Raw genomic sequence first — 26,908 nt, forward strand, 5'->3', positions numbered from 1 at the left:
GGAGTGGCGCCGGATCGCAGAAGCTTGAGCTCAACCCGGGCCAGGCCAAGACTGTTGTGATGCAGACTCAGGGCGGCTGGTACGACCTCAAGCTCACCGCTGCGGCGGATCCGAAGCTCCTTCGGATCCTGGCAGGACGGCTCGACGACGGCCGGGCGCTCACGTCCGACCCCCGGCTTTAGCCCCCGGCGCCCCGATAGTGCTCGGCCAGCCGTGCCAGTCCCTCATCAAGGGAGACCGCGGGCGTCCAGTCGAGGAGTTCCCGGGTCTCGCGCTGGTCGAACCAGTGGGCGGTGGAGAGCTGCTCGGCGAGGAACCGGGTCATCGGCGGCTCGTCCTCCCCTGGACGGATGCGCCACACCAGCTCCGCGACGGCGCCGACCGCGACGGCCAGCGCCGTCGGCACGTGCAGCCAGGGCGGCGGCACCTGCGCGGCGGCGCAGAACGCCGCGAACAGCTCGCCGATCGGCCGCGGCTCGCCCGAGGTGAGCACGTACGCGTTGCCGTGCGCGACGTCGATCCGGTCGAGGGCCGCCACAATGCCGGCGACCGCGTCGTCGATGTAGCAGGTGTCGACGAGGGCGGCGCCGGTGCCGACGATGGGCAGGCGGCCCTGCCGCGCCCGCTCCTGCACCCGGGCGACGAGCTGCGGGTCCCCCGGACCCCAGACGATGTGCGGCCGCACGGCGGTCACGGCGAAGCCCGGCGCATCGGCCGCGAGGGCGAGCAGCTCGGCCGCCGCCTTGGTGCGGGCGTAGTCGCCGCGGGCGCGCTCGGGCTCGGCCGGCGCGGCGCCGTCGCCCATGATCGAGCTGCCGGTGTGGGCCACCGAGGGCGAGGAGACGAAGACGAACCGGGTCGCCCCCGCCGCTCGCGCGTCCGCGAGCAGGTGCCGGGTGCCCTCCACGTTCACGGCGACGAAGTCGGCGGGGTCACCGGTGAAGGTGACCTTCGCCGCGAGGTGCACGACGGCGTCGGCGCCCTCGAGCGCGCGGCGCCGGGCATCCGCGTCGGTCACGGTGCCGAGCACGTCGGTGACGCCGGGCACGCCCGACGACCGGCGCTGGAGCGTGCGCACGTCGTGGCCCGCGGCGACCAGCGCTGCGGCGACCGCACCGCCGAGGTAGCCGCTCGCGCCCGTGACGAGCACCGCGCTCACAGCGGCCTCGCGCGCCCGCCGCCGAGCACGTCGGTCGCCCACGCGGCCAGCAGCGCGCGGTCGATCTTCGAGTTGTGGCGGATGTCGGTGGGCAGCGCCGGCATGCCGAGCACGGCGGCGACCGGCACGCCGACGGCGGCACGGACGGCATCCGCCCGCTCGAGCGGCAGCACACCTGCGGGCTCACCCTCGGCGATCACGACGAGCTGCTGCGTGCCGCGCGGACCGACGCCGACCGCCGCGGCGCGCGGGATCCCGGTCGTCTCCGCACGCTGCTCGATGCCCACCGGGGTGAGGACGCCGGAGGCCGTCACGATGATGTGCGGCAGTCGGCCCTCGACCCAGAGGCGCCCCTCGTCGTCGAAGTGGCCGACGTCGCCGGTGCGGTGCCAGGGCTCCGCCGCCGTGCCGGCCTTCGCTCGGCGATCCGTGAGCCAGAGCCGGTCGTACCCCTCGAGCATGTGCGGTGCACTGATCTCGATCTCGCCCGTGACGCCCGCTTCGGTCGTCCGCGTGCCGCCGGGAACGCCGTCCGCGTCGAGCGGGGCGATGCGCACCCGGGCGCCGGCCGCTGGGCGCCCCACGCAGACGCCGTCGCCCGTCCCGGCCTCGCGGATGTCCTGCAGCGTCACGTCGGTGACGAACAGGCACTCGGTCATGCCGTACGGGGTATGGATCGTCGCTTCGGGGAAGAGCTTCGCGGCGCGCTCGAGGAGCGGACCGCCGAGCGGTGAGCCCGCGGACAGCAGCAGGCGGATGTGCATGAAGGCGTCGCCCTGCTCCCCCGCGGTGGCGACGACGTTCGTCATCGCGGCGGGCGACAGGAAGATCGAGTCCGCGTCGACGGCCTTCACTGCCGCGGCGAGCCGCTCCGCGGTCAGGGTGGCGGGGCGCGTCACGTCCATCTCGGGCGTCGCGGTGCGGCAGCCGAGCGCAGGACCGAGCAGCGCGAACGGCGCGAAGCCGGCGACGAGGCCGCTGTCGGGACCGAGGCCGCACTCGCGGCGGAGCGCGTCGCGCACGCCGCCGAGCCGGCGGTAGGTGTACCGCACGCCCTTGGCGGGTCCGGTGGAGCCCGAGGTGAACAGCACGGCTGCCAGGTCGTCGGGCGAGGGCGGCTCAGGGAGGACGGAGTCCTCACCGAGGGCCGCGAGCTCCCCGAGCGTGTGCCGAGCACCGAGCGCCGCCTTGGCCGCGGGGGTGATCGGGCCGGCGGCGATCCGGACCCCGGGCCAGCGCAGGGCCCGGGCGATGCCGAGCGCGGCCGGCACACCGATGATCCAGTCGGGCCGCGCGCCGTTCACGGCGCGGGTCATGCCGCGCAGGCCGAGACCCGCATCCGCAACCACGACCACCGCGCCGATGCGGAGGCACGCGTAGAGGGCGGCGGTGAGGTCGGCGCCGGGCGGGACGAGCAGGGACACCCGCTGGCCGCGCCGCACGCCGACGTCGAGCAGGCCGGCGGCGATCGACTCGACGCGGCGGGTGAGGAGGCGCCAGGAGACGCGACGAACGGCGGTCCTGCGGTTCGGCCGCATCTCGACCAGCGCCGTCGACGTCTCGTCGCGGCGCGCCTCGAGCGCGCTCCACAGCGGCTCGTACCCGGCCGGCGGCTCGGCCGCGGGCTCAGGACCAGTGCCACCCGTCGCGATCTCGTGGGCGTCGAGCCAGGCGAGCACGGCGGAGGCGATGTCGGCGTCCTCGGGCACGAGGTGGCCCGCGCCCTCGAAGCGGTGCACGTCCGCGTGCGGCATCCGCAGCATCAGGTCGGCGAGGTAGCGCTCCTGGAACACCGGGTCGGCCGGGCCCCAGATCAGCAGCACCGGCACGGTCAGGCGTCCGGCGCCGTCGGCGATGCGACGCAGCTCGGCAGCGGAGGGGTCCTCGCCGTGCGCAGGGATGTCGCGGACGAACTGCTCGATCCCGCCACGGCGAGCGGCCGAGGTGTAGGGCGCCCGGTAGGCCGCCTTCACCTCCGCGGAGAGCGACGGATGGGCGATGGCGAGCGTGGTGTCGAGGAACGCGGTGGTGGACGAGGTGCCGGCCCGCGTCACGGCCGGCGCGAGCGCCAGCCGGAGCAGCAGCGGCAGCGCGTCGAGGTCCGCGTCGTGCAGGGCCGTGTTGGTGAGCACGACGCCGGCCGTCAGCGACGGATGGTCGACGGCCCAGCCGAGCGAGATGATCCCGCCCCAGTCGTGGCCGAGCGTCACGACGGGGCCGGTGAGCCCGAGCTCGTCGGTGAGCAGGCCGAGGTCGGCGACGCGGTCCGCGACGGTGCGCGGCACCGCGGTGCGCTCCGACCAGCCCATCTCGAGCTGGTCGACGGCGACGACCCGCCACGGCCGCTCGGCGGCGGCCGCTGCGGCGACGACATCGCGCCAGAGGTAGCTCCAGGTGGGGTTGCCGTGCACCGCGAGGATCGTGCCGACGGGCGTGACGCCCGCTGCGGCGAGCGCCTCCCCGCTGTCGAGCAGGTGCCAGGTGCGGCGCTCACCGTCGCTGGACGGCGCCTGAACGAGGCGCGACCACGCCGGGTCGAGCCCGGTCAGGCCCTCCGGCGGTCGTGTCGCGGCAGCGGCTCGGCTCACCACGCCAGTTCGAGCATCGAGGTGTTGATGCCGCTGCCGATGCCGCAGAGCAGCACGCGGTCGCCCTTGTGCAGCTTCGAGGACTCCTGCGCGAGCGTGATCGGGATCGAGGCGGGGCCCACGTTGCCGTAGACCGGGTAGGTGACCGGGACGCGGCTCCGGTCGAGGCCCGCCGCCTTGACGAAGGCGTCCGTGTGGACGCTGGACACCTGATGCATGATGTAGCGGTCCATGTCGGACCAGTTCCAGTCGCGCTTCGCCTCGGTCCAGGCGGCCGTGACGAGCTCCATCCCCCGGCGCAGCAGCGCCTTGGAGTTGGTGAGCATCCCCTCCATCGTGCCGATGCAGAGGTCGTTGAACTCCGTCGCGGCCCGCGTGATGCCGCCGATCATGCGGTGGCCCTCCGGGTGGCGGTCGGCGCGGCCGAGCACCGCGGCGGCGACGCCGCAGCCGAGCGTGAGGCTCGCGAACTCGCTCATGAACTGCGCGCGGTCGAGGCCCTCCTCGGACAGCCGCTTGATCGTGTTGACCTGGATGTCGCTGACGTCCTCGCCGTCGATGACCATCGCGTAGTCGATCTGGCCGGACTCGATGAGGCTGGCCGCGAGGTTCATCCCGTTCACGAAGCCGAGGCACGCGTTCGAGATGTCGAAGTTGATCGCGTTCGACCCGAGGCCGAGTCCGTGGTGCAGCCGCACGGCGACGCTCGGCTCGATGTGCCGCTTCGTCACCGACGTGTTGATGAGCAGGCCGATGTCGCCGGGCTTCACGCCTGCCTCCTGCAAGGCCTTGTTGCCCGCCTGCAGCGACGCCTCGTCGAGCGAGAGGTCCGCGCTCCAGTTCCGCCGCTCGATCACGCCGGCGACCCGCTCCAGCAGCCCGGTGGGCAGGCGGAGCCGCTTCAGGATCGGCTCCAGGCGGCGCTCGATCTCGAAGGAGGTCGTGACGATGGGAGCGAGCACGCTCGCCACCGAGAGCAGGGCGACATTGCGGTACGTCGACGTCGCGTTTCCGTCCAAGGGGGGACTCCAAGTCGTGCAAGCGGCGCGAAATGCGCAGCATCCTTCAGTCTGCCGTGTTTCTGACATGTCATCAGCCGGATGAGGCGGACTCACTGCCGGATGCACCGCCACCTGCCAGGATCGTCGGATGGTGATCGACTTCGCCCGCTCGGAGCGCTCGACGCTCGGCCTCGAGTGGGAGCTGGCCCTCGTGGACCAGCAGACCGGCGATCTGGTCGGCGCCGCGCCCGAGCTGCTCGCCGCGGTCGCCCGCGACCACGAGCACCTGGCGCCGCACATCACCAGCGAGCTGCTGACGAACACCGTCGAGGTCGTGTCCGGCGTGAACCGTACCGTCAGCGCGGGCGTGGCGGACCTCACCCGCACGATCGAGGCCGTCACCGAGGCGGCCGAGGCACGCGGGTTCGAGGTGATCTGCTCCGGCACGCATCCGTTCGCGCACTGGTCGGAGCAGCAGGTGACCGCGAAGGAGCGGTACGCGACCCTGATCGATCGCACGCAGATCTGGGGGCGGCAGCTGCTCATCTGGGGCGTGCACATGCACGTCGGCATCGACCACCCGGACAAGGCGCTGCCGATCCTCGACGCGCTCCTCACCTACTACCCGCATTTCCAGGCCCTCAGCGCCTCCAGCCCGTTCTCGAACGGCGAGGCGACCGGCTACGCGTCGAGCAGGGCGATGCTCTTCCAGCAGCTGCCCACCGCCGGCCTGCCGCCGAAGCTCACGAAGTGGAGCGAGTACGAGGCGCTCGTCGACGACCTCGTGCACGTCGGCGTCATCGACTCGTGGGACGAGATCCGCTGGGACATCCGCCCGTCGCCGAAGTGGGGCACCGTCGAGGTGCGCGCCTGCGACGGGCTGCCGACCACGCTCGAGGTCGGCGCGCTCGCGGCGCTCGTGCAGTGCCTCGTCGACGACTTCTCGCAGCGGCTCGACGACGGCGAGACCCTGCCGACGATGCAGCCGTGGTTCACGCGCGAGAACAAGTGGCGGGCCGCCCGCTACGGCATGGACGCGATCGTCATCGTGAACGCCGCGGGCGACGAGCGGCACGTCGAGGACGACACCCGTGATCTGATCACGCGGCTCGAGCCGGTCGCGGACCGGCTCGGCTGCGTCACCGAGCTGCACGACCTCGAGCGGATCATCGACACGGGCGCCTCGTACGAGCGCCAGGCGGTCGCGGCGGCGAAGGCGGGCGGCGACCTGCGGGCGGTGGTCCGCTCCCTGATCTCTGAGCTCAGGGACGGCTTCCCGGGGGCTTGACGCCGCCCATCCCGGTCCGGCTGTTGCCACTTTCTGCGGTCTTGAGGCGCTCAAGACCGCAGAAAGTGGAAACAGCCGAGGAGGACTTCGGTCAGCCGTTCTTCGCGTCGCGCCAGCGCAGCCAGCGCTGCACCGCGGCGAAGTCGAAGTCCGGGCCGCTGATGCCGACGGTGAAGAGGCGCACGCCGGCGTCGAAGAGGGCGTCCGCCTCCGAGTCCCCGCGGCCGCCGAGCTCGTTCGCGATCTCGATCTCGGCGACGTCGCGGCCGACCTCGTCCGCGTGGCGCTGCAGCACGTCGAGCTTGTGGCCGAGCTCGTCCGGCCCGGTGAAGCCGTGCCAGATGTCCGCGTGCTCGGCGACGATGCGGAGGGTCTTCCGCTCCCCCGCGCCGCCGATCAGGATCGGGATGCGGCGCACGGGCGGCGGGTTCAGCTGCTCCCAGCGCGCCCGCACGATCGGCAGGTCGCGCGCGAGCGCGTCGAGCCGGGTGCCCGGCGTACCGAACTCGTAGCCGTACTCGTCGTAGTCCTTCTGCTTCCAGCCGGCGCCGGTCCCGAAGACGAAGCGGCCGCCGGAGATGTGGTCGATCGTCCTGGCCATGTCGGCCTGCAGGTTCGGGTTGCGGTAGCTGTTGCAGTTCACGAGCGGCCCGAGCTCGATGCGCTCGGTCTGCTCGGCCCACGCGGCGAGCTCGGTCCACGCCTCGAAGTGCAGCCCGTCGGGCTCGCCGGAGAGCGGATAGAAGTGGTCCCAGTTCAGCGCCATGTCCGCGCCGAGCTCCTCGGCGCGGGCGACCGCGTCCCGGTGCTGCTGGTACTGGGCGTGCTGCGGGGCGATCTGCACCGCGATCCGGACGGGCCGGTCCTCCGCCTTGAACGCGCCGCTGCTCACGCGCCGGCTCCGCCGAACTCGCCGGTGCCGACGAGGATCGCCCGGCCGAGGGTGTGGAAGTGCAGGTTGAAGCCGAGCACCGCGGGCGTGGCGTCGGCGCCGAGCTCCAGGCGGTCGGTGTCCACCGCGTGCACGACGACGAAGTAGCGGTGCACGCCGGTGCCCTGGGGCGGGGTCGCGCCGATGAAGTGGGGCAGCCGCATCTCGTTCAGCACGGGGGTCGCCCCTTCGGGCAGGCTGCCGCCCTCGGATCCGGCGCCGGAGTCGAGCGAGGTGACGCTCGCCGGGATGTTCGCGACGGCCCAGTGCCAGAAGCCCGACCCGGTGGGCGCATCCGGGTCGTAGACGGTGACGGCGTAGCCCTTCGTGCCCTCCGGCGCACCGGACCACGACAGCTGCGGCGAGACGTCGCCGCCGCCCGCGTCCGCGCCGTACTGGGCGGCCTTCAGCGGCTGCCCGTCGGTCACGTCGGTGCTGGTGAGGGAGAAGGAGGGCACCGGGTCGAGCCGGTCGTAGGGGTGGTAGTCGCGATCACTCATGGCTGAACGTTAGGCAGGATCCGGTGAACGGCGGCTGGGACGCCACACGTATGGGGTGGTGGTCGTCACGGCGACGAAGCCGAGCCGCTCGAGCACCGGCCGGGAGTCCGGTGAGGCATCCACCTGGAGGTACTCGATGCCGCGCTCGAGCGCGGCGCGCGCCCGCGCGGCGACGAGCGAGCGGTAGATGCCGCGATGCCGCCAGGCCTCGAGCGTGGAGCCGCCCCACAGGCCACCGAACCCGGTGCCGGGCTTCGCGGCGAGCCAGGCGGCCGAGACGACCTCGCCGCCGGCCTCCGCCACGAGCACGGTGAAGTGGTCCGGATCGTGGGCCGACTCCCGGGCGAGGTCGTCGCCGAGCCAGGCCCAGTCCTCCCCCCACACCGCCGACTCCATCTCGGCGATCCGGGCGAAGTCGTCGGGGTCGGCGGTGCGCCGGATGCGGACCCCGTCGGGCGGCTCCCCCGCCCCGATCATGTCGGCGGCGAGGCCGATCACGACGGTCTCGGGGTCCTCCGGCTCGAAGCCCGCGGCGATCAGCCGCTCGGTCAGGTCCGCCGGGCGGTCGTGCGCGCGGGTCTTCCACTCGACCTCCTCTCCCCGGGCGGCGAAGTGGTCGCGATGACGGGCGATCTCAGCGTCGAGCGCCGCGCCTGCGAGCCCGACGTCCGGGCCGCTCTCGACGAAGCCCTGCTCGCGCCCGGTCACCCGGACGAGGTTCCCGAACCGCTCGAAGACGACCCCGGGCGGCGGATCGGGCTCGACCCACGGTCGCAGGCGGGCGTCGTAGAGGTCGCGGAGCTGGATCGGCGTCACGCCGTCAGCGTGCCACGGCGACCCGGCGGTGACGGGCCGATCCGGACAGGGGTGGGCGTCATCGGACGCCCCGCGCGCCCGAAGTGGCCCGTCGGGGGTCCGCGGCTCGCGCAGCAGCCCGCGCGGGCGCTGCGAGGATGACGCGGGTGGACGAGGACGCCTTGGACGAGCAGCGACTCGCCGCGTTCACGGCGCGCTACCGCGGCTCCCTCGACCCGCACGACGCGCTGCGCTGGGCGCTGGATCCGCTCGCGCCCTCGTCCGACGGGTCCGAGTCACCGGCGGTGCGGCTCGAGCGGCAGCGCCAGGCCCTCTACCGCGGTGCTGCCGACCCCGCCGAGGCGGCGACCTTCCGTGCCGACGCGGCCGACTGGGACCAGGAGCTGGCGCTCGCCCGCCTCGCGCTCGAGCCGCGAGCGATCCCGCCGACGCCCGAGGTGGCTGCGCCGCCCGTCGAGCGCCCGGCGTGGCGGCTCCGCGTCGGGCTGGTCACGGCGGCACTGGCCCTCGCCGTCGTCGGCCTCGCGATCAGCACGCGGCCGTCGGCGACTCCTGCTCCCACCCCCACCCGGACCGCGGCCGGCCCGTTCGCCGCGGGCGTGCCCGGCGTGCTCGTCGCGAGCGTCTCCGCCGCCCACGGCGCCACGACCAGGAGCGGGCTCGACGGCGGCGGCCACTTCGTGACGCTCGTCGTCACGTGCCAGGGCACGGGCGACGTCGAGGTGCGCCTGACCGACGGCACCGACGCGCGCTTCGCCTGCATCGACGCCTTCCCGCGCACGGTCGTGCAGCCGAGCACCGCCCGGCTGTCCACGTTCGGATACGGCGTGACCGTGACGGGCAGCCCGAGCTGGGCGCTGACGGTCAGCCGCTGAACCGGCGTCAGGCCGTGCCGGAGGTGCGGCGCGGCGCGATTCTCAGGATGACGCGCTGCTGGTCGCGGCCGCCCCACCACTGGTACGGGCCACCGGTGTACCGCTGCGACAGCGCCTCGATGTGGTCCGCGGCGCCGTCCGTGATCCGCTCGACGACGGATCCCCGCACCTGCGTGTAGTGCGTCGGATCGGCCGGACTGGAGATCGCGACCGAGACCCGCGGGTCCCGCTCGACGTTCCTGGTCTTCTGGTGCCCGACGACCGTGTTGATGAGGATGTGGTCCCCGTCGGTGTCCACCCAGGTCAGCGTGAGCTGGGGAGATCCATCGGGCATCGTCGTCGCGAGGTAGCAGATGGCGCGGTCCTTCAGCAGGGCGGCGAGGTCGTTCGGCAGAGGCACGACGCGCAGCCTAGAGGGATCGCATCGGGTGGCCCGCGCGGTGTGATGCCCTCAGACCGGCCGCAGCGGGACCCGGTCGGCCGGCTCGTGGATGCGGACGGCGTCGCCCGGCCGCACCTCGCCCCCGGCGAGCACGATCGCCATCACCCCGGCCCGGCGGATGATCCCGCCCTCCGCGTCGCGGCCCACCATCCGCTTCAGCAGCCCGGGCTCGTAGGCGTCGATCTGCGTGCACGGGTTCCGGAGGCCCGTGACCTCGATCACGGCGTCGGGGCCGAGCTCGAGCCGGGTGCCCGCCGACAGGGCGAGGAGGTCCACGCCTCGCGTGGTGACGTTCTCCCCCATCGCGCCGGCCGGCACGGTGAAGCCCGCGTCGTCGACCTCGTCGAGCAGCTCCGCGTGGAGGAGGTGCACCTGCCGGAGGTTCGGCTGCGAGGGGTCGCGCGCGACCCGGGAGCGGTGCTGCACGGTGACGCCGGCGTGCGCGTCGCCCTCGACGCCGAGGCCGGCGAGCAGGCGGATGACGTCCGTCGTCCCCTTCGAGAAGCGGTGCTCGCCGTCGCGGGCGACCGCGACGGCGACGGGGCCGCTCATCTAGCGGCCGAGCAGCTTCTGCATGGCGGCGAGGTCCTCCTCGGACGGCCCGCCGGGCCGGTTGCCGAGCCCGAAGCCCGCGCCGCCGGCGGTCTGCGGCCCGGTGGGGCGACCGGCCGCGAGCGCCGCGTTCTCCGCCGCGCGCTTCGCCGGGTTGCCCGACCGCGATCCGCTCTGCTTCTTCTTCTGCGCCTTGCCGCGGCCGTAGGAGGCGCCGGGGATGGGGCCCATGCCGGGCACCTGCGGCACCCCGCCGCGAGCGACGGTCTTCATCATCTTCGCCGCCTGCTCGAAGCGGCTGACGAGCTGGTTCACGTCCGTGACGGACATGCCCGACCCGCGTGCGATGCGGGCGCGGCGCGAGCCGTTCAGGATCTTCGGGTTGCGGCGCTCGGCCGGCGTCATCGACTGGATGATCGCCTCGGTGCGCACGATCTCGCGCTCGTCGAAGTTCTCGAGCTGCTCGCGCATGCCGCGGGCACCGGGCAGCATCCCGATCATCTTCTTCAGCGAGCCCATGTTGCGCAGCTGCTGCATCTGCTTCAGGAAGTCCTCGAGCGTGAACGTCGCCGTAGCGAGCTTCTGCGCGACCTCGAGCGCCTCCTCCTCGTCGAAGGCCTGCTGGGCCTGCTCGATGAGGGTGAGGATGTCGCCGAGATCGAGGATCCGGCTCGCCATCCGGTCGGGGTGGAACGGCTCGAAGTCGGTGAGCTTCTCGCCCGTCGAGGCGAAGAGGATGGGGCGGCCGGTGACGCTCGCGACCGAGAGGGCCGCGCCGCCGCGGGCGTCGCCGTCGAGCTTCGTGAGCACGACGCCGGTGAAGTCGACGCCGTCCTGGAAGGCCTTCGCAGTCGCGACGGCGTCCTGGCCGATCATCGCGTCGATGACGAACAGGACCTCGTCCGGATCCGTCGCCCTGCGGATGTTCGCGGCCTGCTTCATCAGCTCCGCGTCGACACCGAGGCGGCCGGCCGTGTCGATGATCACGACATCGTGCTGCTTGTCGCGTGCGAAGCGCATCGCGTCCTTCGCGACCTTGACGGGGTCGCCGACGCCGTTGCCGGGCTCGGGCGCGTAGACCGTTGCGCCCGCCTGCTCGCCGACCACCTGCAGCTGCTGCACCGCGTTCGGGCGCTGCAGGTCCGCCGCGACGAGCAGCGGGGTGTGCCCGTCGGTCTCGAGCCACTTCGCGAGCTTGCCGGCCAGCGTCGTCTTGCCCGCGCCCTGGAGGCCCGCGAGCATGATCACGGTCGGCGGGTTCTTCGCGAACTCGAGGCGGCGCTGCTGGCCGCCGAGGATGCCGATGAGCTCCTCGTTGACGATCTGCACGACCTGCTGCGCCGGGTTCAGCGCCTTGTTCTCGGCGGCGCCGAGCGCGCGCTCCCGCACCGCGGCGGTGAACTGCTTGACGACCTCGAGGTTCACGTCGGCGTCGAGCAGGGCGCGGCGGATCTCGCGGACCGTGCCGTCGATGTCGGACGCGGTGAGGACGCCCTTGCCGCGAAGGTTCGCGAGCGCCTGGGTGAGCCGGTCGGAGAGCGTTCCGAAGGTAGCCATAGAGCGGCGATTCTACCGTCGCCCCACCGATGGACCCGGCGAAGCGCCCGCCGGCCCCGCGATCCGCCGCCCCACTCACCACTGCGCAAACGACGGAGCTTCTGCGTGGAACGACCCGGGATCCGCATGAACGGGATCCCTGACCTCGGTTTCTCCGTCGTTCGCGCAGTGGCGGCTCATCCCTGCGCTGCGGATGCCTCCCCCAGCATCCCGCTACGGTGCGTCGCGTGCACCTGCAGCCCCTCGGCCCGACCGGCCTCTCCACCACCGCCGTCATCGCCGGGGCGGCGCGAGCGCCCGTCCCGGTGAAGCAGGGGGTCGCGGCCCTCGACACGGCGTGGGAGCTCGGCATCCGCACGATCGACGTGGCCGATCTCGGCGCCACCGGCGAGACGGCCGCCGAGCGGTTCCTCGACGACCGGCAGCCCGAGGACGTCGTCGTGCTCGCCGGCGTGGGCGGCACCGCCGACCCGGAACGAGGCGCCGACCACTCCCCCGAGCGGATCGAGGCGGGACTCGCCGCCGCGTCCCGCCGCCTGGGCCGGGCGGACCTCGTCTGGCTCGCCGCCGCGGACGCGCAGACGCCGCTCGAGGCGACCCTCACCACGCTCGCCGCCGCCGTGGAGGACGGCCGCATCCGCGGGTGGGGAGCCTCCGACATCGACGTGTGGCGGCTCGAGGCGCTGCTCATCGCCGCCGACCGGGCCGAGCTGCCGCGGCCCGCGTTCGTCCGGGTGCGCCTCAACCTGCTTGAGCGGGAGGCCGAGCGGGACCTGCTCCCGCTCGCGACGGGTGAGGGGCTGTCGGTGCTGACGCGCGGCGCGTTCGCCGGCGGCCGCCTGTCGGATGCCCACATCGAGGCCGAGGAGGAGGCTGAGCGGCTCGCGGCGACCGGCGTGCCGCGCACCGGCGAGGCCGAGCCGGCGCTGCCGGCCCTCCTGACGCTCCGTGGCCTCGCCCGGGAGCGCTCCGTGAGCACCGCAGCGCTCGCGCTCGCATGGCTGCTCGCGGCCGAGCGCGTCGCCGCGCCGATCGTCGCGGCCCGGTCGGAGCGGGTGCTCGAGACCGTGCACGAGGCGCTCGAGGCCGAGGTCGACGAGGAGCTGCTCGATCGGATCGGCGCCCTGCGCTGACGCCTTCCCCTAGTGCTCCAGCGGATGCGCGGCCAGCCTCGCCGCGACGCCGCCGGCGACGATCCGCGCGGCCTGGGAGTCCGGCTTCCTGGCCGCCTGGTCGGTGATGCACGCCGTGAACTCGGCGCCGAGCGCACCCCGCGGATGGCGGGCGAGCACCTCGGCGACGAAGTCGGCCGGCAGCACGTCCGGCCGGGCGCCCGAGATGTCGAGCCCGGTCGCGATCTCGAGGAGATGCCCCTCCGGATCCTCGGCGGGGTCGACCTCCCGCCACATGTGCCGCTCGATCACCTCGACGACGCGGTCGCGCCGCCCGGGAACCCAGCCCGCTCCCGCGGTGACCGCCCAGCCGACGTTGCCGCCCGCCGTCTCGAACGGCAGCAGGTGGTTGTCGAACCCGGGCGTGAGGCCGACGTCGTGCAGCACGGCCGCGACGGCGAGCAGCTCGGCGTCGCGCACCGCGACGCCGGTCGCCGCCGCGAACCCGCACGCCCAGTACCAGGAGCGGATGCTGTGGTCGAGCAGCGCGGTGGAGCAGAAGCGCGTGGCGACCTCGAGCGCGGCGCGCGTCGCTGGGGTCTCGGGCAGGCGGGCGTCGGCGATGCGCATGCCCGCATCCTGCCGCGCAGGCGCCCTGCGCCGCCGCCGGGGTCGGGCCACCCGCGATCGATGTGCCGCCATCGTGCGTCCGGGCGGTCGCGCGCGCCTACGGTGCTGTCGTGCCCGAGTACGAGTTCGACGGCGTGCGGCCCGACGTCGCGCCGTCCGCCTTCATCGCCCCCACCGCGTCCCTGATCGGCCGGGTCACGATCGCCGAGGACGCCGTGGTGATGTTCGGTGCGGTGCTCCGCGGCGACCGCGACGACATCGTGCTCGGCCGCGGCAGCAACCTGCAGGACACCGCGGTCGTGCACTGCGATCCGGGATCACCCGCGACGATCGGCGCGAACGTGAGCATCGGCCACGGCGCGGTCGTGCACGGCTGCACCATCGGCGACGACTGCCTGATCGGCATGAACGCGACGGTGCTGAACGGCGCCGTCATCGGCGCCGGCTCGCTCGTCGCGGGCGGCGCGGTCGTGCTCGAGGGCACCGAGATCCCGCCCCGCTCACTGGTCGCCGGCGTGCCGGCGAAGGTCCGCCGACCGATCACGGCCGAGGAGCTCGACCGCATCCGCGCGAACGCAGCCACCTACCGCGCCCTCGCCGCCCAGTACCGCGCCCAGCCCCTCTGACGGTTGCCACTTCTTGCGAGCTTGAGGCGCTCAAGGTCGCAGAAAGCGGCAACAGCCGAGAGGGCAGCTAGCCGACGAGGCCCTGCGCGAAGACGCCCGGGGTGAAGCCGGTGAGGTCACCGATCCGCTCCCCCTGGCCGATGAGCTTGATCGGGATGCCCGTCTCGTCCTGCACGCGGAGCACGAAGCCACCCTTCGCGGAGCCGTCGAGCTTCGTGATCACGAGCCCCGTGACCCCCGCGTGCTCGATGAAGGCCTGCGCCTGCATCACGCCGTTCTGCCCGGTCGTCGCGTCGAGCACGAGCAGCACCTCGCTGATCGGCGCGAGCTTCTCGACCACCCGGGTGATCTTGCCGAGCTCGTCCATCAGGCCGCCCTTGGTGTGCAGGCGGCCGGCGGTGTCGATGAGCACGATCTCCGTGCCGTCCCGCTTCGCCTGCTCGACCGTCTGGTAGGCGACGGATGCCGGATCCTGCCCCGGATGCTGGGGCCGCACGACGGCGGCGCCGGCCCGCTCGGCCCACGTCGCGACCTGCTCGACGGCGGCAGCGCGGAACGTATCCGCGGCGCCGACGAGCACCGTGCGCTGGTAGTTGGCGAGGAACTTCGCGAACTTGCCGATCGTCGTCGTCTTGCCGACGCCGTTCACGCCGACCATCAGCACGACCGCGGGACGCTCGGACAGCTTCAGCGTCGGGTCGAACCCGGCGAGCCGTTCCTCCACGTCCTCCCGGAGCATCCGCTGCAGATCCTTCGGATCCGTCGTGTGGAACCGGTCGACCTTCTCGCGGAGGTCCGTGATCATCGCCTCGGTGATGTCGGGCCCGAAGTCCGCGCCGATCAGGGCGGCCTCGAGATCGTCCCAGGTGTCCTCGTCGATGGTCCTGACGGTCCCGAAGAGGTTCCGCAGCCGTGCCCCGAACCCCGCCATGGCTCAAGGCTAGCGGGGCTGGGAACGCCGCCCAGCGACGCCGACGTACGGTCGGGCGGGTCACCGGCACGAAGGGAGACCGCTCATGGCGGACGCACCACGGATCACGCTGCTCGGCACCGGCACGATGGGCGTGGGGATGGCGCACGCCATCCTCCGCGGCGGGCTGCCGCTGACGGTCTGGAACCGGCACGTCGAGCGCGCCCGCCCCCTGGCGGATGACGGCGCGACCGTCGCCGAGGACCTCGCCGAGGCGGTGCGCGAGGCGGACGTCGTCGTCACGATGCTGTTCGACGCGGATGCCGTGACCGCCGTCATGGACGAGGCGTCGGGCGCGATGAAGGACGGCGCGGTCTGGGTGCAGTCGAGCACCGTGGGGCGCGACGGCACGGCGGCGCTCGCCCGATTCGCGCAGGAGCACGGGCTGACGATGGTGGACGCGCCGATGGTCGGCACCAAGCAGCCCGCCGAGGACGGGAAGCTCACCGTGCTCGCCTCCGGCCCGGCGTCCGCGAAGGGGCTCGTGCAGCCGGTGTTCGACGCGGTCGGGGCGAAGACGGTCTGGCTCGGCGACGAGCCCGGGCCGGCGAGCGCGATGAAGCTCGTGGCCAACTCGTGGGTCGGGGTGCTCACGGCGGGGACCGCGCAGGGCATCCAGCAGGCGCGTGCGTTCGGCCTCGATCCGGCGCAGTTCCTCGAGACGGTGTCCGGCGGCGCCGCCGACAGCCCCTACCTGCAGACGAAGGGGAAGGCGATCCTCGAGGAGCGCTTCGACCCGCAGTTCGGGCTCGACGGCCTGCTGAAGGACCTGCGGCTCATCCGCGCCGCGACGGCGGATGCGGGCGTGCCCACCACGCTCGTCGACGCGCTCGTCGCCGCGTTCGAGCAGGCGAGCGATGAGGGCCACGGCCGCGAGGACATCGCCGCGGTGACCGCGAGCTTCCAGCCGAAGGCGGCTGCCCCGGCCGTGTGATCCGCGCGAGGATCGACGGCATGCCGATCCTCAGCAAGGACACGACCGTCTGCATCTCCCTCGCGGGCCGGCCGAGCAACCTGGGCACGCGGTTCCACAACCGGCTCTACGAGGAGCTCGGCCTCGACTTCGTCTACAAGGCGTTCACCACGGATGACATCGAGGGCGCGATCCGAGGCGTGCGGGCCCTCGGCATCCGCGGCTGCTCGGTCTCGATGCCGTTCAAGTCGGCGGTGCTGCCGCTCGTGGACGAGGTCGAGGAGTCGGCGACGGCGATCGACGCGGCGAACACGATCGTGAACTCGGGCGGCCGCCTCATCGCCTCGAACACCGATGTCGAAGCGGTCGAGACGCTGCTGCACCGATCCGGCGTGCCCAGGGATTCACGGGTGCTGATCCAGGGCAGCGGCTCGATGGCCGCGGCCGTGACCGCCGCATTCCGGCACGCCGGATTCGACGCGCTCACCATCGCCGCCCGGAACGCCGAGGCCGGCCGCGCGCTCGCCGATCGCTTCGGCGCGACCTTCACCGCCGATCGGGGCGCGACCGCCGACGTGCTCGTCAACGTCACGCCGCTCGGGATGGCGGGGCCGGATGCGGACGCGCTCGCGTTCCCGGAGTCGTCGATCCGAGCCGCGACCAGGGTGTTCGACGTGGTGGCACTCCCCGTGGAGACGCCGCTGGTCCGTGCTGCGCGGACCGCCGGCGTCCCGGTGCTCACCGGCGCCGAGGTGCACGCGCTGCAGGCAGCCGCGCAGTTCGAGCGCTACACCGGAGTGGCCCTCACCCCGGATCAGGTCGCCCGCGCGAGCGCATTCGCGCGATCGGAATGACCACTCGCATTCCCCCCGAAATGCAACCCGAATACGGGATAGCGCGACCCTCGGAGCCGCCGTTACGTTTGTTCCACAGCCGCTACCCGGGAAGAGATGGAGATCGAAAGAATTCCATGGTCCAGCCCGTTCGACTGCTCGCCGCCGTCACCGTCTGCGCCGCGCTGCTGATCCCCGCCAGGATCGCGTTCAGTGCGCAGGCGGCGACGGCGGTGACCGGAAGCACCACCCAGGTCGCTTCCGGTCACTAGAGCCTCCTCTCAGACCCGGGCGCCCAACCGCTGCCCGATCACCTGCGAGACCCCGTCCTGCCGCATCGACACCCCGTAGAGGGCGTCCGCGATCTCCATCGTCCGCTTCTGATGCGTGATGAGGATCAGCTGGGACGCGTCGCGGAGCGAACCGATCACCTCGAGCAGCCGCCCGAGGTTGGCGTCGTCGAGCGCCGCCTCCACCTCGTCGAGGATGTAGAACGGGCTCGGCCTGGCCGTGAAGATCGCGAGCAGGAACGCGACGGCGGCGAGTGACCGCTCGCCGCCGGACAGCAGGGAGAGCCGCTCGATCTTCTTGCCCGCCGGTCGCACCGCCACCTCGACGCCCGCGCTGTCGGGCCCGTCGCCCGACACGAGGGTGAGCCGGCCGGTGCCGCCCGGGAACAGCACGGGGAAGATGCGCGCGAAGGCCGCCTCGGTGTCGGCGTAGGCCGCCTCGAAGATGGTGCGCATCTTGGCGTCGAGCTCGTCGACGATCGTGAGCAGGTCGGCGCGGGTGCGGTTCAGGTCGGCGAGCTGGTCGACGAGGAACGTGTGCCGCTGCTCGAGCGCCGCGAACTCCTCGAGCGCGAGCGGGTTCACGCGGCCGAGCTGAGCGAGGCGCCGCTCGGCGGTGCGCAGGCGCCGTTCCTCCGCCTCCCGGTCGAGCTCGGGATCCGCCTCCTCGAGCAGCCGTGACTCGTCGAGCCCCACCTCGGTGCGCGCCCGCTCGAGCAGGGCGGCGAGCGACACCTGCTGCTCATAGAGCCGCATGTCGAGGTCGCGGCCCTGGCCCTCCAGCCGCGCCGCGCGCTCCCGCGCCGCGGCGAGCTCCCGCCCCGCCCCGGTGAGCGCGCCGGACACCACGTCGCGGCGCCGGGTCAGCTCGCCGAGCCGCGCTCGCGCCTCCTCCACAGAGGCATCGACCGACGCCTGCACCGCGGGGAGCTCGTCGAGCACCGCCTCGGCGGCGAGCCGCTGGGCGAGTCGGTCCGCCGCGCGCCGCTCCGCCGCCTGCGCCGCCGCCCTGGCCCGGTCGGCCGCCGCCTCCAGCTCGCTGCGACGCCGGCGGCCGGCGGTGATCCGCTCCTGCAGGGTGCGCACCTCGAGCCGCGCGGCCAGGGTCTGCTCGCGGGCGGCGTCGAGCGCGGCGAGGGCACCGCTGCGGAGCCCCGCGTCGACGACGGGCCGCGGCTCGGCCCGGCCCGCCTCAATCTCGGCGGCCGCGGCGTCGCGGGCGGGTCGCGCCGCCTCGAGCGCCTTCGCGGCGTCGCGCACCTGGCTCTCCAGGCGATCGGCCTCGGCCGAGGCCGCCTCGGCACGGGCCGTGAGGGAGGCCCTCGCCCGCTCGGCCTCGCGCACGGCGCTCTCCCGCTCGCGGGCGCGGCGCACCCGTTGCTCCCGCTCCGCGCGGGCCGCCGCCAGGGCCTCGCGCGCCGCCGCCACCTCGTCCCGCACGACGGCGAGCGCGGACTCGAGCTCCAGCTGCTCGGCGACGGCGGCGTCGCGTTCGGCCGCCAGCTCGAGGCCCGTCGGGGTGGCGCCGGGCGACTGCAGGACCGCGTCGCGGACGATCTCCCCCGCCCGCGTCACCACCACGGCGTCGGGGGCTGCCTCCCACACCGCGCGGGCCGCCGCGCGATCGGCCACGAGCAGCACCGGGGCGAGGATGCGGCGCACCCCGGACGGTGCGTCCACGACGTCGAGCGCGGCGACGGCACCCGCCGCCGCTCGTGGCGGGGAGGGCTCCTCGGCGGCCGCGACGACCACGTCCACCGCCCCCATGCCGGCCGACGCGTCGAGCGCGGAGAACGCCGCGTCCACGTCGTCGGCGAGCGCGGCGTCGGCCAGCGGTCCGAGCACCGCGCCGATCGCAGCGGCCCAGCCGTCGGCGACCCGGACCGTCTCGGGCACGCGACGCGTGAGGCCGGGCAGCCCGGCCGCGAGCAGCTCCGCGGTGGCCGCCGGCGCCTGGACCGCACGGGCGAGGGCGGTCACCCGGGCGCCGACCGCGCTGCTGCGCCGCTCCAGGTCGTGCAGCGCCGCGCGGCGGTCCTCATGCCGAGCGGTCGCGTCCTCCACGGCGGTGTCCGCCGCGGCCTGCTCCTCCGGCGCCTCGCCGACCGGCTCGGGGGCCGCGGCGAGGGCGTCGACCGCCGCCGCACGCCGGGCCGCCGCAGCCTCGGCGGCCGCGGTGCGCCGATCGAGGTCCGCCTGCGCCGCGGTGAGGCGCGACTCCGCGGTGCTGAGCCGGGCGGCCAGCTCGGTGAGCCGTCGTTCGTGCGCCCCGACCGCCGCCGCACCCGCCGCGACCTGCCGGTCCACGACGTCGAGCTCGCGCTGCGCCGCCTGCTGCTGCCGGCCGGCGCCCTCGTGCCGCGCCTCGGCCACCACGAGGTCCTGCTCGAGCCGCTGCAGCTCCTCGGCGAGGCGGGCGAGATCATCCGCCGCCGTGGACGGCGCCGCGACGGGCGCCTCCTCGGGGCCGAGCAGCGCGATGCGCGTGGCGGCGAGCTGCGCCAGGGACCGGAAGCGCTCCTGCACCCGCTCGAGGTCGAGCGCCGTGCGCCGCGCCTGATCGAGCTCGGCGGTCACCTCGGACGCCTCGAGCTCGGCGGCGCGCTTGCCGAGCCGCTGCGCCTGGTCGGCGGCGACCTGGCGCTCCAGGTGGCCGGCGTCGCGGGTCTCCTCGAGCGCCGCGATGGACGTGACGAGCTTCGTGGTGTCCGCCGCGAGCAGGCGGATGCGCGCGTCGCGCACGGTCGCCTGGATCGTCGCGGCCTCCCGCGCCACCTCGGCCTGCGCCCCGAGCGGCTTCAGCTGCCGCCGCAGCTCGTCCGCGAGATCGGTGAGCCGCGCGAGGTTCGCCTGCATCGACTCGAGCTTGCGCACCGTACGCTCCTTGCGGCGGCGGTGCTTCAGGATGCCCGCGGCCTCCTCGATGAAGCCGCGCCGCTCCTCGGGCGTCGCGCGCAGCACGGCGTCGAGCTGCCCCTGCCCGACGATGACGTGCATCTCGCGGCCGAGCCCCGAGTCCGACAGCAGCTCCTGCACGTCGAGCAGCCGGCAGGAGTCGCCGTTGATCGCGTACTCGCTGGTGCCGTTGCGGAAGAGCGTGCGGCTGATCGCGACCTCGGCGTACTCGATCGGGAGCGCCCCGTCGCCGTTGTCGATCGTCAGCACGACCTCGGCGCGACCGAGCGGGCCGCGCGTGGCGGTGCCGGCGAAGATGACGTCGGCCATGGTGCCGCCGCGGAGGGTCTTGGCGCCCTGCTCCCCCATCACCCAGGCGAGCGCGTCGACGACGTTCGACTTGCCGGATCCGTTCGGGCCGACGATGGCGGTGACGCCGGGCTCGAAGGCGAACGTCGTCGCCTGGGCGAACGACTTGAACCCCTTCAGCGTGAGGCTCTTCAGGTGCACCGGGGCCTCCTCACGCCCCCACCGTAGCGAGCGGGGCCGACACGCCCGGCCGTCGGCGCGCTACGCGCCGAAGCCGGTGAGGAGCTCCTCACGGATGGCGGGTCGGCTGCCGAACACGAGGAGGAACTGCGCCTCGCGAGTCAGGCGCGCGGCGGTGGAGCCGGCGAGCACGCTGCGGGCGCCTTCGACGACCGCCGCCGCGGCGGCCGCGCGGACCGCGAGGGCGGAGCAGGCGGCCCGCGCAGCGGGGATCTCGTCGACGGAGGCGGTGGCGAGCGTCTCGAGCGCCGCCTCGACCTCGGCGGCGAGCGCTCCCGACCCGGCGGCCGCCGCGGCTCGGGCGGCGACGCCGAGCGCGAGCGCGCCGTTGCCGGCGAGCCCCGCCGCGTCACCCGCGAGCCAGTCGGCGTGCGGGACGGTCGAGATCAGCCGGTCCGCCGGCGCCGGATGCCGATCGAACCGGATGGTGGCGGTGCCGCTCGCCCGCGCGGCCGTCAGCGCAAGGGGTTCGGCGATGAGGGTCGGCGACTCACGGGCGTCGAGGAGCACCGAGACGACCGTGTCGCCGTCGAGAGCGGCGACCCGGACCACGTCGATCCGCTGCCATCCGGTGACCCACGGCACACGCCCGGTGAGGCGCCAGCCGTCGTCGGTGCGGGTCGCCGTGAGCGGCGCGGGCCCGCGGAGCGCCGTGATCGCCACCCCGGAGCGCACGGCCCCGGAGGTCAGCCCGGGCCCGTACCGCTCGGCGAGCGGGCTGCGCAGGACCGCGGCGAGCGCGCCCTGGTGCTGCAGCCAGATGAACGCGGTGGCGAGGCATCCGCTCGCGAGCGTCGCGGTCACGCCGGCCCGCGTGCGCAGGTCGGGCTCGTGGGCCGCGAGGCCGGTGAGGCCCGAGGCGTCGAGCGCGGCGAGGTGGGCGTCCGGGATCGTGTCGGTCGCGTCCACGGCGGCGGCATCCGGCAGGAGCACCTCCTCGGCGACGCGGCGGGCGACGGCGATCGGGTCCTCGGGCACCGCCTCATGCTGCCATCGCTCGCTCGGGTGCCTGCTCTGCGCATGCCACTGCGCAAACGACGGACGAACCGCATCCTCCGGACCCATCCATGCGGATCGGAGGGGGTTCGGCGCAGAAGCTCCGTCGTTTGCGCAGTGTGGTCGCGCAGTGGCGCGGGTCAGCGGGATCGGGTCAGCTGCCGGTGCCGGTGCCGGTGCCGGTGCCGCCGGTCGTGCGGGCGGCGCAGCGCTGGTCGACGCGCGTCTTCGCGTCCTTCGCGAGCGACTCGATCGAGCTGCCGTAGCCGCCGCTCAGCGCCTTGCTCCAGATCGCGGCCGCCTCCTGCTTGCGGGCGTCGGATCCCTTCGGGTCGGCGCGGAGGGTCTTCAGGTCGGCCTTCAGCGAGGCGGGCAGCGCGGCAGTGAGCTTGCCGTCGTCGCCGGCGACGATGCGCGCGACCCGCTCGACGCGGATGCCGTAGCCGCCCTCGAGCGCCTTCGCCTTGATCGTGGCCCGGTCGGCGGCCTTGGCGGACGCCGAGTCCTTCGCGAGGTGCTGCAGGTCCGTGCGGAGCGACCGCGGGATGGCGTGCAGCAGCGCGCCGACGCCCGGCGCGCAGGCAGCCGGGGCAGCCGCGCCGGACGCGGATGCGGTGGACGAGGCCGTCGTGGGGGTGCTGCCGGCGGCGAACGCGGCGGTCGTCCCGCCGGCAGCGAGCACGGCGGCGGTGGCACCGGCGGTGATCAGCACGGAGCGGCGCTTCAGAGTCATCGGGGGTCCTTCCATCTGTCGCCCCGGGGATCGGGACAGCAGCATCGTGGGCGGCGGGCGCCCGGGCGGTGTTCGCCGGATGTTCGAGGAGCGTAAATCGCATCGGCCCGCCCGGCTGCCGCAGGTCCCGCTGCCGCTTGAATGTGCCCTATGGAGTCGAAGGGCCTCGTGCTGATCGCGGAGGACGAGCGCGCCATCGCCGACCTCGAGCGCCTCTACCTCACCGAGGCGGGCTTCGGCGTGCACGTCGAGCGGGACGGGACCGCCGTGCTGCCCGCGATCGAGCGGCTGCGGCCGGTCGCGATCGTGCTCGACGTCGGCCTGCCCGGCCGCGACGGCCTCGACATCTGCCGGGCGCTCCGGGCCGCAGGCGACTGGACGCCGGTCGTCTTCGTCACCGCCAGGGACGACGAGATCGACCGCATCCTCGGCCTCGAGCTCGGGGCGGACGACTACCTCACCAAGCCGTTCAGCCCCCGGGAGCTCGTCACACGGATCCGCGGGCTGCTGCGCCGCAGCGCCCTCCCGGCCCGATCCGCCCTGCTCACGGTCGGCGACGTCGAGCTCGACCCCGACCGCCGGTCCGTGCGCGTCGCTGGCCGGCCGGTCGTGCTCACCGCGACGGAGTTCGACCTCCTCGCGAAGCTGATGAGCGCGCCGGGCCGCGTCTTCACGCGCGAGCAGCTGCTCGCGAGCGTGTGGGGGCAGGCGGACTACGGCGGGGGCCGCACCGTCGACGTGCACGTCGCCCAGGTGCGGTCGAAGCTCGGCGAGGGCAACCCCATCCGCACGCTCCGCGGCGTCGGCTACGCCATCGACGCGGGCGACGGATGACCCGCTCCCTCGCCTCGCGGATCCTGCTGCTCGCGATCGGGCTCGTCGTCGCCACCGCCCTGATCGCCGGTGCGGCGACCGTGCAGTTCGCCCGCTCCACAGCCCGGTCCGAGCAGCGCGGCGAGCTGAACGCCCAGGCCTCCCTGCTCACGCTGCAGTCCGCCCGGCTCGTCACCCGCCACGCGCTGCTCCGCGTCGCGGACGGCCTCGACGGCACGACCGTGTCGGTCTACGGCCCCGACGGCGCACTCGTGGCCTCCACCGCGCGCGGCACCGGGATCGTGGCCAGGACCCGGGCGGAGGCCGCGACGGCGGCGGCCGGCTCGCCGGTCTCCGGAAGCGTCCGGGTCGCGGGGCGCGAGGTGCTCGTCGAGGCCCGCCCGACGGCCGACGGCGGCGCCGTCGTGCTCACCCGCCCCGTCGCCGCGTTCACCCGGAACGCGGCCGGGCTCGCGGGCGGCATCCTCGTCACCCTCGGCATCGCCCTGCTGCTCGCGGTCGCGGCCGCCGTCTGGCTGGCCCGGCGCATCGCCCGCCCCCTCGCCGCCACCGCTGCGGCAGCGCGGCGGCTCGCCGAGGGCGAGCGCGGGGTGGACATCCCGGACGCCTCCCTCGCGGAGGTCGCGGACGTCGCGCTCGCCCTCCGCGCGCTCGACACCGCGCTCGGAACGAGCGAGGGGCGGCAGCGGGAGTTCCTGCTCTCCATCTCGCACGAGCTCCGCACGCCGCTGACCGCGCTCCGCGGCTACGGCGAGGCGCTCGCAGACGGGCTCATCCCGCCCGAGCGCACGGCCGAGGTCGGCGGCGTGCTCGTGGCGGAGACGACCCGCCTCGAGCGCTTCACCGCCGACCTGCTCGAGCTCGCCCGGCTCGAGGCCGACGACTTCTCCCTCCAGATCACCCCGATCGACCTCGGCGACCTCGCCCGCAGCACGGTCACCGCCTGGGAGGCGCGAGCGGACTCCCTCGGCGTCGCGCTGATCAGCACCGGGCTCGACGCGCCGCTGCCGGCGCTCGGCGACCCGCGGCGGGTGCGGCAGCTGCTCGACGGGCTCGTCGAGAACGCACTGCGGGCCACGCCGCCGGGCGGCGAGGTGCGGCTCGAGGGTGGCAGCGCCGGCACCACCGCGCGCCTCGCCGTCGAGGACACCGGCCCCGGCCTCTCCGACGACGACCTCGCCGACGCCTTCACCCGCGGCCTGCTCCGCGAGCGCTACCGGGAGACCCGCGAGGTGGGCACCGGCCTCGGCCTCTCCATCGCCACCCGGCTCGCCGCGCGGATGGGCGGACGGGTCGTCGCGGCGCATGCGACGACCGGCTCGGGCGCCCGGTTCACGGTGGAGCTGCCCGCCGCGTGACGTGCCCGACTCCTGCGACCTCTCCCCAGGTGGCGGGGGCGTCGGCGTGGAAAGGTGGAGGGGTGCACCAGGCAGGGCCTGACCACGAGGAAGGGATGGGCTGAGATGGCGGGAACGCGGATCCGGGCGGCGTCCGGCCGGATGATGGGGCTGTTCGGTACCGGGGACCCGATCGCCGACCGGCTCGTGCTCATGTGCCATCCCACCCCGGGCTCTGGCTCCTTCGACCCCGACCCCACGGTCACCAGCCGATGGGGCGTCCACCTCGCGGGCCTCGACCGGCCCGGCTACGGCGCGACCGACGCGCTGGACGACCCCGCCGACGCGTCGATGCGCGAGCTCGTGGAGGACCTCGCGTCGTTCATCGAGTACACGATGAAGACCGCCGACACCATCTCCAAGGCCGACTACACCCAGGTGGGCCTGATCGGCTGGGGCACCGGCGCCGCGGTCGCCGCGTCCCTGGCGGAGCGGCACCCCGAGCGGATCGACCGGCTCGCGATCGTCTCGGCTCCGGCGGAGCGGGACATCCCGAAGGCCGCCCGCCGCGCCCTCATCGCCCCCCACTCCATCGAGGCCCTGCACGTGGACCCCGCCGATCCGGCGCTCGACTCGCGCCTCGGCCTGCGGAACCGGCTCGAGCGGATGGTCGACGAGGCCTACCTGCAGGGCAAGGCCGGCATCGAGGCCGACCGCTACCTCATGGCCGACGCCTCCTGGAGCCGGGACCTCGGCGCCATCCGCGCGAAGACCGCGCTCTTCTTCGGCGAGCAGGACTCCTTCGCCGACGGGGACGACGCCGCCTGGTGGCAGCAGCAGATCCCCGGCGCCACCCTGTCGCTCTCGCCGCGGGCCGGGCACCTCGTGCTGGCGACCGAGTGGGAGGCGATCCTGCAGCACGTCGCGCCGAACCACGGCGACGTGGCCGAGGACCAGCGCGACCACGGCCACCCGGTGATGCCGAGGCTCTAGGCGTCGGCGCCGCCGGACGGCCGCGACCCGTCACCGCGTCGCGGCCTGCGGCGCGTCCTTCCCGGGCCCGATGCCCGCCGCGATGCCCGCCTCCGGATGGTTGACGTCGAAGGCCGGGGACTCCGAGCGGATCCGCGGGATCGAGTCGAAGTTGTGCCGCGGCGGCGGGCAGGAGGTCGCCCACTCGAGGCTCCGCGAGTAGCCCCACGGGTCGTTCACGAGCACCTTCGGCGCCTTCCTGGCCGTGACCCAGACGTTCAGGAAGAACGGCACCATCGAGGCGGCCAGGATCGCGGCGCCGATCGACGACACCTGGTTGAGCTGCGTCCATCCGTCGCCCGGCTGGTAGGTCGCGTAGCGCCGGGGCATGCCGAGCACGCCCAGCCAGTGCTGCACGAGGAACGTGGTGTGGAACCCGATGAACAGCAGCCAGAAGTGCAGCTTGCCCAGCCGCTCGTTCAGCATCGTGCCGGTCCACTTCGGCCACCAGAAGTAGAAGCCGGCGAACATCGCGAACACGACGGTGCCGAAGACCACGTAGTGGAAATGCGCGACGACGAAGTAGCTGTCGGACAGGTGGAAGTCGAGCGGCGGCGAAGCCAGGATCACGCCGGTCAGCCCGCCGAACAGGAACGTGACGAGGAAGCCGAGGCACCAGAGCATCGGCGTCTCGAACGTGACCGAGCCGCCCCACATCGTCCCGATCCAGTTGAAGAACTTCACGCCGGTCGGCACCGCGATGAACATCGTCATGAGGGCGAAGAACGGCAGCAGCACGGACCCGGTGACGTACATGTGATGCGCCCACACCGCCACGGACAGAGCCGCGATCGAGATCGTCGCGAACACGAGCGCCTTGTACCCGAACACCGGCTTGCGGCTGAAGACGGGGATGACCTCCGTGATGATGCCGAAGAACGGCAGCGCGATGATGTACACCTCCGGGTGCCCGAAGAACCAGAACAGGTGCTGCCACAGGATGGCGCCACCCGTCGCGGCGTTGAAGACGTGCGCCCCGAACACGCGATCCGCGCCGAGGGCGAGCAGCGCCGCCGCGAGCACCGGGAACGCCATCACGACGAGCAGGCTCGTCAGGAAGATGTTCCAGGTGAAGATCGGCATCCGGAACAGCGTCATGCCCGGGGCGCGCATCGTGATCACCGTCGTGATGAAGTTCACCGCGCCGAGGATCGTGCCGAAACCGGACAGCGCCAGCCCGAAGACCCACAGGTTGCTGCCGAGGTTCGGCGAGAACGCGGACTCGGACAGCGGCGCGTACGCCGTCCAGCCGAAGTCCGCGGCGCCGGCCGGCAGGAGGAACCCGGATGTGGCGATCGCGCTGCCGAGGAAGTAGAGCCAGTACGCGAAGGCGTTCAGCCGCGGGAACGCGACATCCGGAGCACCGATCTGCAGCGGCATCAGCACGTTCGTGAACCCCGCGAACAGCGGCGTCGCGAACATCAGCAGCATGATCGTGCCGTGCATCGT

The 26,908-nt window shown here is 73.9% G+C and carries 26 protein-coding genes; 11 read left to right on the plus strand and 15 right to left on the minus strand.

Annotation, left to right across the window (positions count from 1 at the left end):
- A partial coding sequence (locus VIG76_RS09970) for a hypothetical protein (protein WP_331953703.1) occupies positions 1-182 on the plus strand: 182 nt, incomplete at its 5' end.
- Here VIG76_RS09970 and VIG76_RS09975 read toward each other — a convergent pair.
- The 3 genes from VIG76_RS09975 to VIG76_RS09985 are packed head-to-tail and all read right to left on the minus strand — an operon-like array spanning position 179 to position 4,766.
- Entirely contained in the window at positions 179-1,159 is a 981-nt protein-coding gene (locus VIG76_RS09975; protein ID WP_331953704.1) for an NAD-dependent epimerase/dehydratase family protein, read from the minus strand. The genes VIG76_RS09970 and VIG76_RS09975 overlap by 4 nt on opposite strands.
- Complete coding sequence (locus VIG76_RS09980) at positions 1,156-3,747, minus strand: alpha/beta fold hydrolase (protein ID WP_331953705.1); 2,592 nt, start codon at positions 3,745-3,747, stop codon at positions 1,156-1,158. Before VIG76_RS09980 ends, VIG76_RS09975 begins: the two co-directional genes overlap by 4 nt.
- Complete coding sequence (locus VIG76_RS09985; protein WP_331953706.1) at positions 3,744-4,766, minus strand: 3-oxoacyl-ACP synthase III; 1,023 nt, start codon at positions 4,764-4,766, stop codon at positions 3,744-3,746. The genes VIG76_RS09980 and VIG76_RS09985 overlap by 4 nt, the downstream gene beginning before the upstream one ends.
- A 130-nt stretch (positions 4,767-4,896) precedes the next feature.
- Between VIG76_RS09985 and VIG76_RS09990 the strand changes: the two genes are divergently transcribed.
- Complete coding sequence (locus tag VIG76_RS09990) at positions 4,897-6,036, plus strand: glutamate--cysteine ligase (RefSeq protein WP_331953707.1); 1,140 nt, start codon at positions 4,897-4,899, stop codon at positions 6,034-6,036.
- A gap of 91 nt (positions 6,037-6,127) precedes the next feature.
- Here the strand turns inward: VIG76_RS09990 and VIG76_RS09995 are convergent, their stop codons facing one another.
- From VIG76_RS09995 to VIG76_RS10005, 3 genes are read right to left on the minus strand one after another with little or no spacing between them, the layout of a single operon-like run.
- Complete coding sequence (locus tag VIG76_RS09995) at positions 6,128-6,928, minus strand: LLM class F420-dependent oxidoreductase (RefSeq protein WP_331953708.1); 801 nt, start codon at positions 6,926-6,928, stop codon at positions 6,128-6,130.
- Complete coding sequence (locus VIG76_RS10000; protein ID WP_331953709.1) at positions 6,925-7,467, minus strand: YbhB/YbcL family Raf kinase inhibitor-like protein; 543 nt, start codon at positions 7,465-7,467, stop codon at positions 6,925-6,927. Before VIG76_RS10000 ends, VIG76_RS09995 begins: the two co-directional genes overlap by 4 nt.
- 9 nt (positions 7,468-7,476) lie before the next feature.
- On the minus strand, positions 7,477-8,283 hold the full coding sequence (locus tag VIG76_RS10005) for a GNAT family N-acetyltransferase (protein WP_331953710.1): 807 nt from the start codon (positions 8,281-8,283) through the stop codon (positions 7,477-7,479).
- Positions 8,284-8,429: 146 nt separating this feature from the next.
- On the opposite strand from VIG76_RS10005, the gene VIG76_RS10010 reads away from it, so the two are divergent.
- Positions 8,430-9,158, plus strand: coding sequence for a hypothetical protein (locus tag VIG76_RS10010; RefSeq protein ID WP_331953711.1), 729 nt, complete (start codon positions 8,430-8,432; stop codon positions 9,156-9,158).
- Positions 9,159-9,165: 7 nt separating this feature from the next.
- Here the strand turns inward: VIG76_RS10010 and VIG76_RS10015 are convergent, their stop codons facing one another.
- The 3 genes from VIG76_RS10015 to ffh are packed head-to-tail and all read right to left on the minus strand — an operon-like array spanning position 9,166 to position 11,709.
- Positions 9,166-9,558 carry a PPOX class F420-dependent oxidoreductase gene (locus tag VIG76_RS10015; protein WP_331953712.1) on the minus strand — a complete coding sequence of 131 codons (393 nt, stop codon included), beginning with the start codon at positions 9,556-9,558 and terminating at the stop codon, positions 9,166-9,168.
- A 51-nt stretch (positions 9,559-9,609) separates the two neighbouring features.
- Positions 9,610-10,152 carry an MOSC domain-containing protein gene (locus VIG76_RS10020; RefSeq protein WP_331953713.1) on the minus strand — a complete coding sequence of 181 codons (543 nt, stop codon included), beginning with the start codon at positions 10,150-10,152 and terminating at the stop codon, positions 9,610-9,612.
- Positions 10,153-11,709: a signal recognition particle protein gene (gene ffh / locus VIG76_RS10025; RefSeq protein ID WP_331953714.1), complete on the minus strand. Its 1,557-nt coding sequence runs from the start codon at positions 11,707-11,709 to the stop codon at positions 10,153-10,155.
- 227 nt (positions 11,710-11,936) lie between these two features.
- On the opposite strand from ffh, the gene VIG76_RS10030 reads away from it, so the two are divergent.
- Entirely contained in the window at positions 11,937-12,842 is a 906-nt protein-coding gene (locus VIG76_RS10030; RefSeq protein ID WP_331953715.1) for an aldo/keto reductase, read from the plus strand.
- A gap of 9 nt (positions 12,843-12,851) precedes the next feature.
- On the opposite strand, the gene VIG76_RS10035 is transcribed toward VIG76_RS10030, so the two are convergent.
- A complete protein-coding gene (locus tag VIG76_RS10035; protein WP_331953716.1) occupies positions 12,852-13,451 on the minus strand; it encodes an HD domain-containing protein in 600 nt (199 codons plus the stop codon).
- Positions 13,452-13,561: 110 nt separating this feature from the next.
- On the opposite strand from VIG76_RS10035, the gene VIG76_RS10040 reads away from it, so the two are divergent.
- Positions 13,562-14,077, plus strand: a complete 516-nt coding sequence (locus VIG76_RS10040) for a gamma carbonic anhydrase family protein (RefSeq protein WP_331953717.1) — start codon at positions 13,562-13,564, stop codon at positions 14,075-14,077.
- A 67-nt stretch (positions 14,078-14,144) separates the two neighbouring features.
- On the opposite strand, the gene ftsY is transcribed toward VIG76_RS10040, so the two are convergent.
- Positions 14,145-15,008, minus strand: coding sequence for a signal recognition particle-docking protein FtsY (gene ftsY / locus VIG76_RS10045; RefSeq protein ID WP_331953718.1), 864 nt, complete (start codon positions 15,006-15,008; stop codon positions 14,145-14,147).
- Positions 15,009-15,093: 85 nt separating this feature from the next.
- On the opposite strand from ftsY, the gene VIG76_RS10050 reads away from it, so the two are divergent.
- The 3 genes from VIG76_RS10050 (at position 15,094) to VIG76_RS10060 (ending at position 17,065) form a co-directional block, all read left to right on the plus strand.
- Positions 15,094-15,981, plus strand: a complete 888-nt coding sequence (locus tag VIG76_RS10050) for an NAD(P)-dependent oxidoreductase (RefSeq protein WP_331953719.1) — start codon at positions 15,094-15,096, stop codon at positions 15,979-15,981.
- A gap of 20 nt (positions 15,982-16,001) precedes the next feature.
- On the plus strand, positions 16,002-16,814 hold the full coding sequence (locus VIG76_RS10055; RefSeq protein ID WP_331953720.1) for a shikimate 5-dehydrogenase: 813 nt from the start codon (positions 16,002-16,004) through the stop codon (positions 16,812-16,814).
- A gap of 116 nt (positions 16,815-16,930) precedes the next feature.
- Positions 16,931-17,065 (plus strand): hypothetical protein, encoded by a 135-nt coding sequence (locus tag VIG76_RS10060; protein WP_331953721.1) that lies wholly within the window; start codon positions 16,931-16,933, stop codon positions 17,063-17,065.
- 9 nt (positions 17,066-17,074) lie between these two features.
- Here the strand turns inward: VIG76_RS10060 and smc are convergent, their stop codons facing one another.
- From smc to VIG76_RS10075, 3 genes are all read right to left on the minus strand, one after another.
- On the minus strand, positions 17,075-20,488 hold the full coding sequence (gene smc / locus VIG76_RS10065) for a chromosome segregation protein SMC (protein WP_331953722.1): 3,414 nt from the start codon (positions 20,486-20,488) through the stop codon (positions 17,075-17,077).
- A 60-nt stretch (positions 20,489-20,548) separates the two neighbouring features.
- On the minus strand, positions 20,549-21,505 hold the full coding sequence (locus tag VIG76_RS10070) for an acyl-CoA dehydrogenase family protein (protein ID WP_331953723.1): 957 nt from the start codon (positions 21,503-21,505) through the stop codon (positions 20,549-20,551).
- Positions 21,506-21,677: 172 nt separating this feature from the next.
- Positions 21,678-22,256 carry a hypothetical protein gene (locus tag VIG76_RS10075; protein WP_331953724.1) on the minus strand — a complete coding sequence of 193 codons (579 nt, stop codon included), beginning with the start codon at positions 22,254-22,256 and terminating at the stop codon, positions 21,678-21,680.
- A gap of 150 nt (positions 22,257-22,406) precedes the next feature.
- On the opposite strand from VIG76_RS10075, the gene VIG76_RS10080 reads away from it, so the two are divergent.
- The 3 genes from VIG76_RS10080 (at position 22,407) to VIG76_RS10090 (ending at position 25,420) form a co-directional block, all read left to right on the plus strand.
- A complete protein-coding gene (locus VIG76_RS10080) occupies positions 22,407-23,090 on the plus strand; it encodes a response regulator transcription factor (protein WP_331953725.1) in 684 nt (227 codons plus the stop codon).
- Positions 23,087-24,448, plus strand: a complete 1,362-nt coding sequence (locus VIG76_RS10085; RefSeq protein WP_331953727.1) for a sensor histidine kinase — start codon at positions 23,087-23,089, stop codon at positions 24,446-24,448. Before VIG76_RS10080 ends, VIG76_RS10085 begins: the two co-directional genes overlap by 4 nt.
- A 105-nt stretch (positions 24,449-24,553) precedes the next feature.
- Complete coding sequence (locus VIG76_RS10090; protein ID WP_331953729.1) at positions 24,554-25,420, plus strand: alpha/beta fold hydrolase; 867 nt, start codon at positions 24,554-24,556, stop codon at positions 25,418-25,420.
- Between the two features lie 30 nt (positions 25,421-25,450).
- Here the strand turns inward: VIG76_RS10090 and ctaD are convergent.
- A partial coding sequence (ctaD, locus tag VIG76_RS10095; RefSeq protein ID WP_331953731.1) for an aa3-type cytochrome oxidase subunit I occupies positions 25,451-26,908 on the minus strand: 1,458 nt, incomplete at its 5' end.

It is taken from the genome of Amnibacterium sp., from assembly GCF_036559085.1.
Lineage (GTDB): Bacteria > Actinomycetota > Actinomycetes > Actinomycetales > Microbacteriaceae > Amnibacterium.

Excerpts from the sequence above, each read along its gene's own strand:
- VIG76_RS09990 (WP_331953707.1), top strand. The coding sequence starts at position 4,897 with ATGGTGATCGACTTCGCCCGCTCGGAGCGCTCGACGCTCGGCCTCGAG.
- VIG76_RS10000 (WP_331953709.1), bottom strand. The coding sequence starts at position 7,467 with ATGAGTGATCGCGACTACCACCCCTACGACCGGCTCGACCCGGTGCCC.
- VIG76_RS10020 (WP_331953713.1), bottom strand. The coding sequence starts at position 10,152 with ATGAGCGGCCCCGTCGCCGTCGCGGTCGCCCGCGACGGCGAGCACCGC.
- ffh (WP_331953714.1), bottom strand. The coding sequence starts at position 11,709 with ATGGCTACCTTCGGAACGCTCTCCGACCGGCTCACCCAGGCGCTCGCG.
- VIG76_RS10035 (WP_331953716.1), bottom strand. The coding sequence starts at position 13,451 with ATGCGCATCGCCGACGCCCGCCTGCCCGAGACCCCAGCGACGCGCGCC.
- ftsY (WP_331953718.1), bottom strand. The coding sequence starts at position 15,008 with ATGGCGGGGTTCGGGGCACGGCTGCGGAACCTCTTCGGGACCGTCAGG.
- VIG76_RS10050 (WP_331953719.1), top strand. The coding sequence starts at position 15,094 with ATGGCGGACGCACCACGGATCACGCTGCTCGGCACCGGCACGATGGGC.
- VIG76_RS10055 (WP_331953720.1), top strand. The coding sequence starts at position 16,002 with ATGCCGATCCTCAGCAAGGACACGACCGTCTGCATCTCCCTCGCGGGC.
- VIG76_RS10060 (WP_331953721.1), top strand. The coding sequence starts at position 16,931 with ATGGTCCAGCCCGTTCGACTGCTCGCCGCCGTCACCGTCTGCGCCGCG.
- VIG76_RS10075 (WP_331953724.1), bottom strand. The coding sequence starts at position 22,256 with ATGACTCTGAAGCGCCGCTCCGTGCTGATCACCGCCGGTGCCACCGCC.
- VIG76_RS10080 (WP_331953725.1), top strand. The coding sequence starts at position 22,407 with ATGGAGTCGAAGGGCCTCGTGCTGATCGCGGAGGACGAGCGCGCCATC.
- VIG76_RS10085 (WP_331953727.1), top strand. The coding sequence starts at position 23,087 with ATGACCCGCTCCCTCGCCTCGCGGATCCTGCTGCTCGCGATCGGGCTC.
- VIG76_RS10090 (WP_331953729.1), top strand. The coding sequence starts at position 24,554 with ATGGCGGGAACGCGGATCCGGGCGGCGTCCGGCCGGATGATGGGGCTG.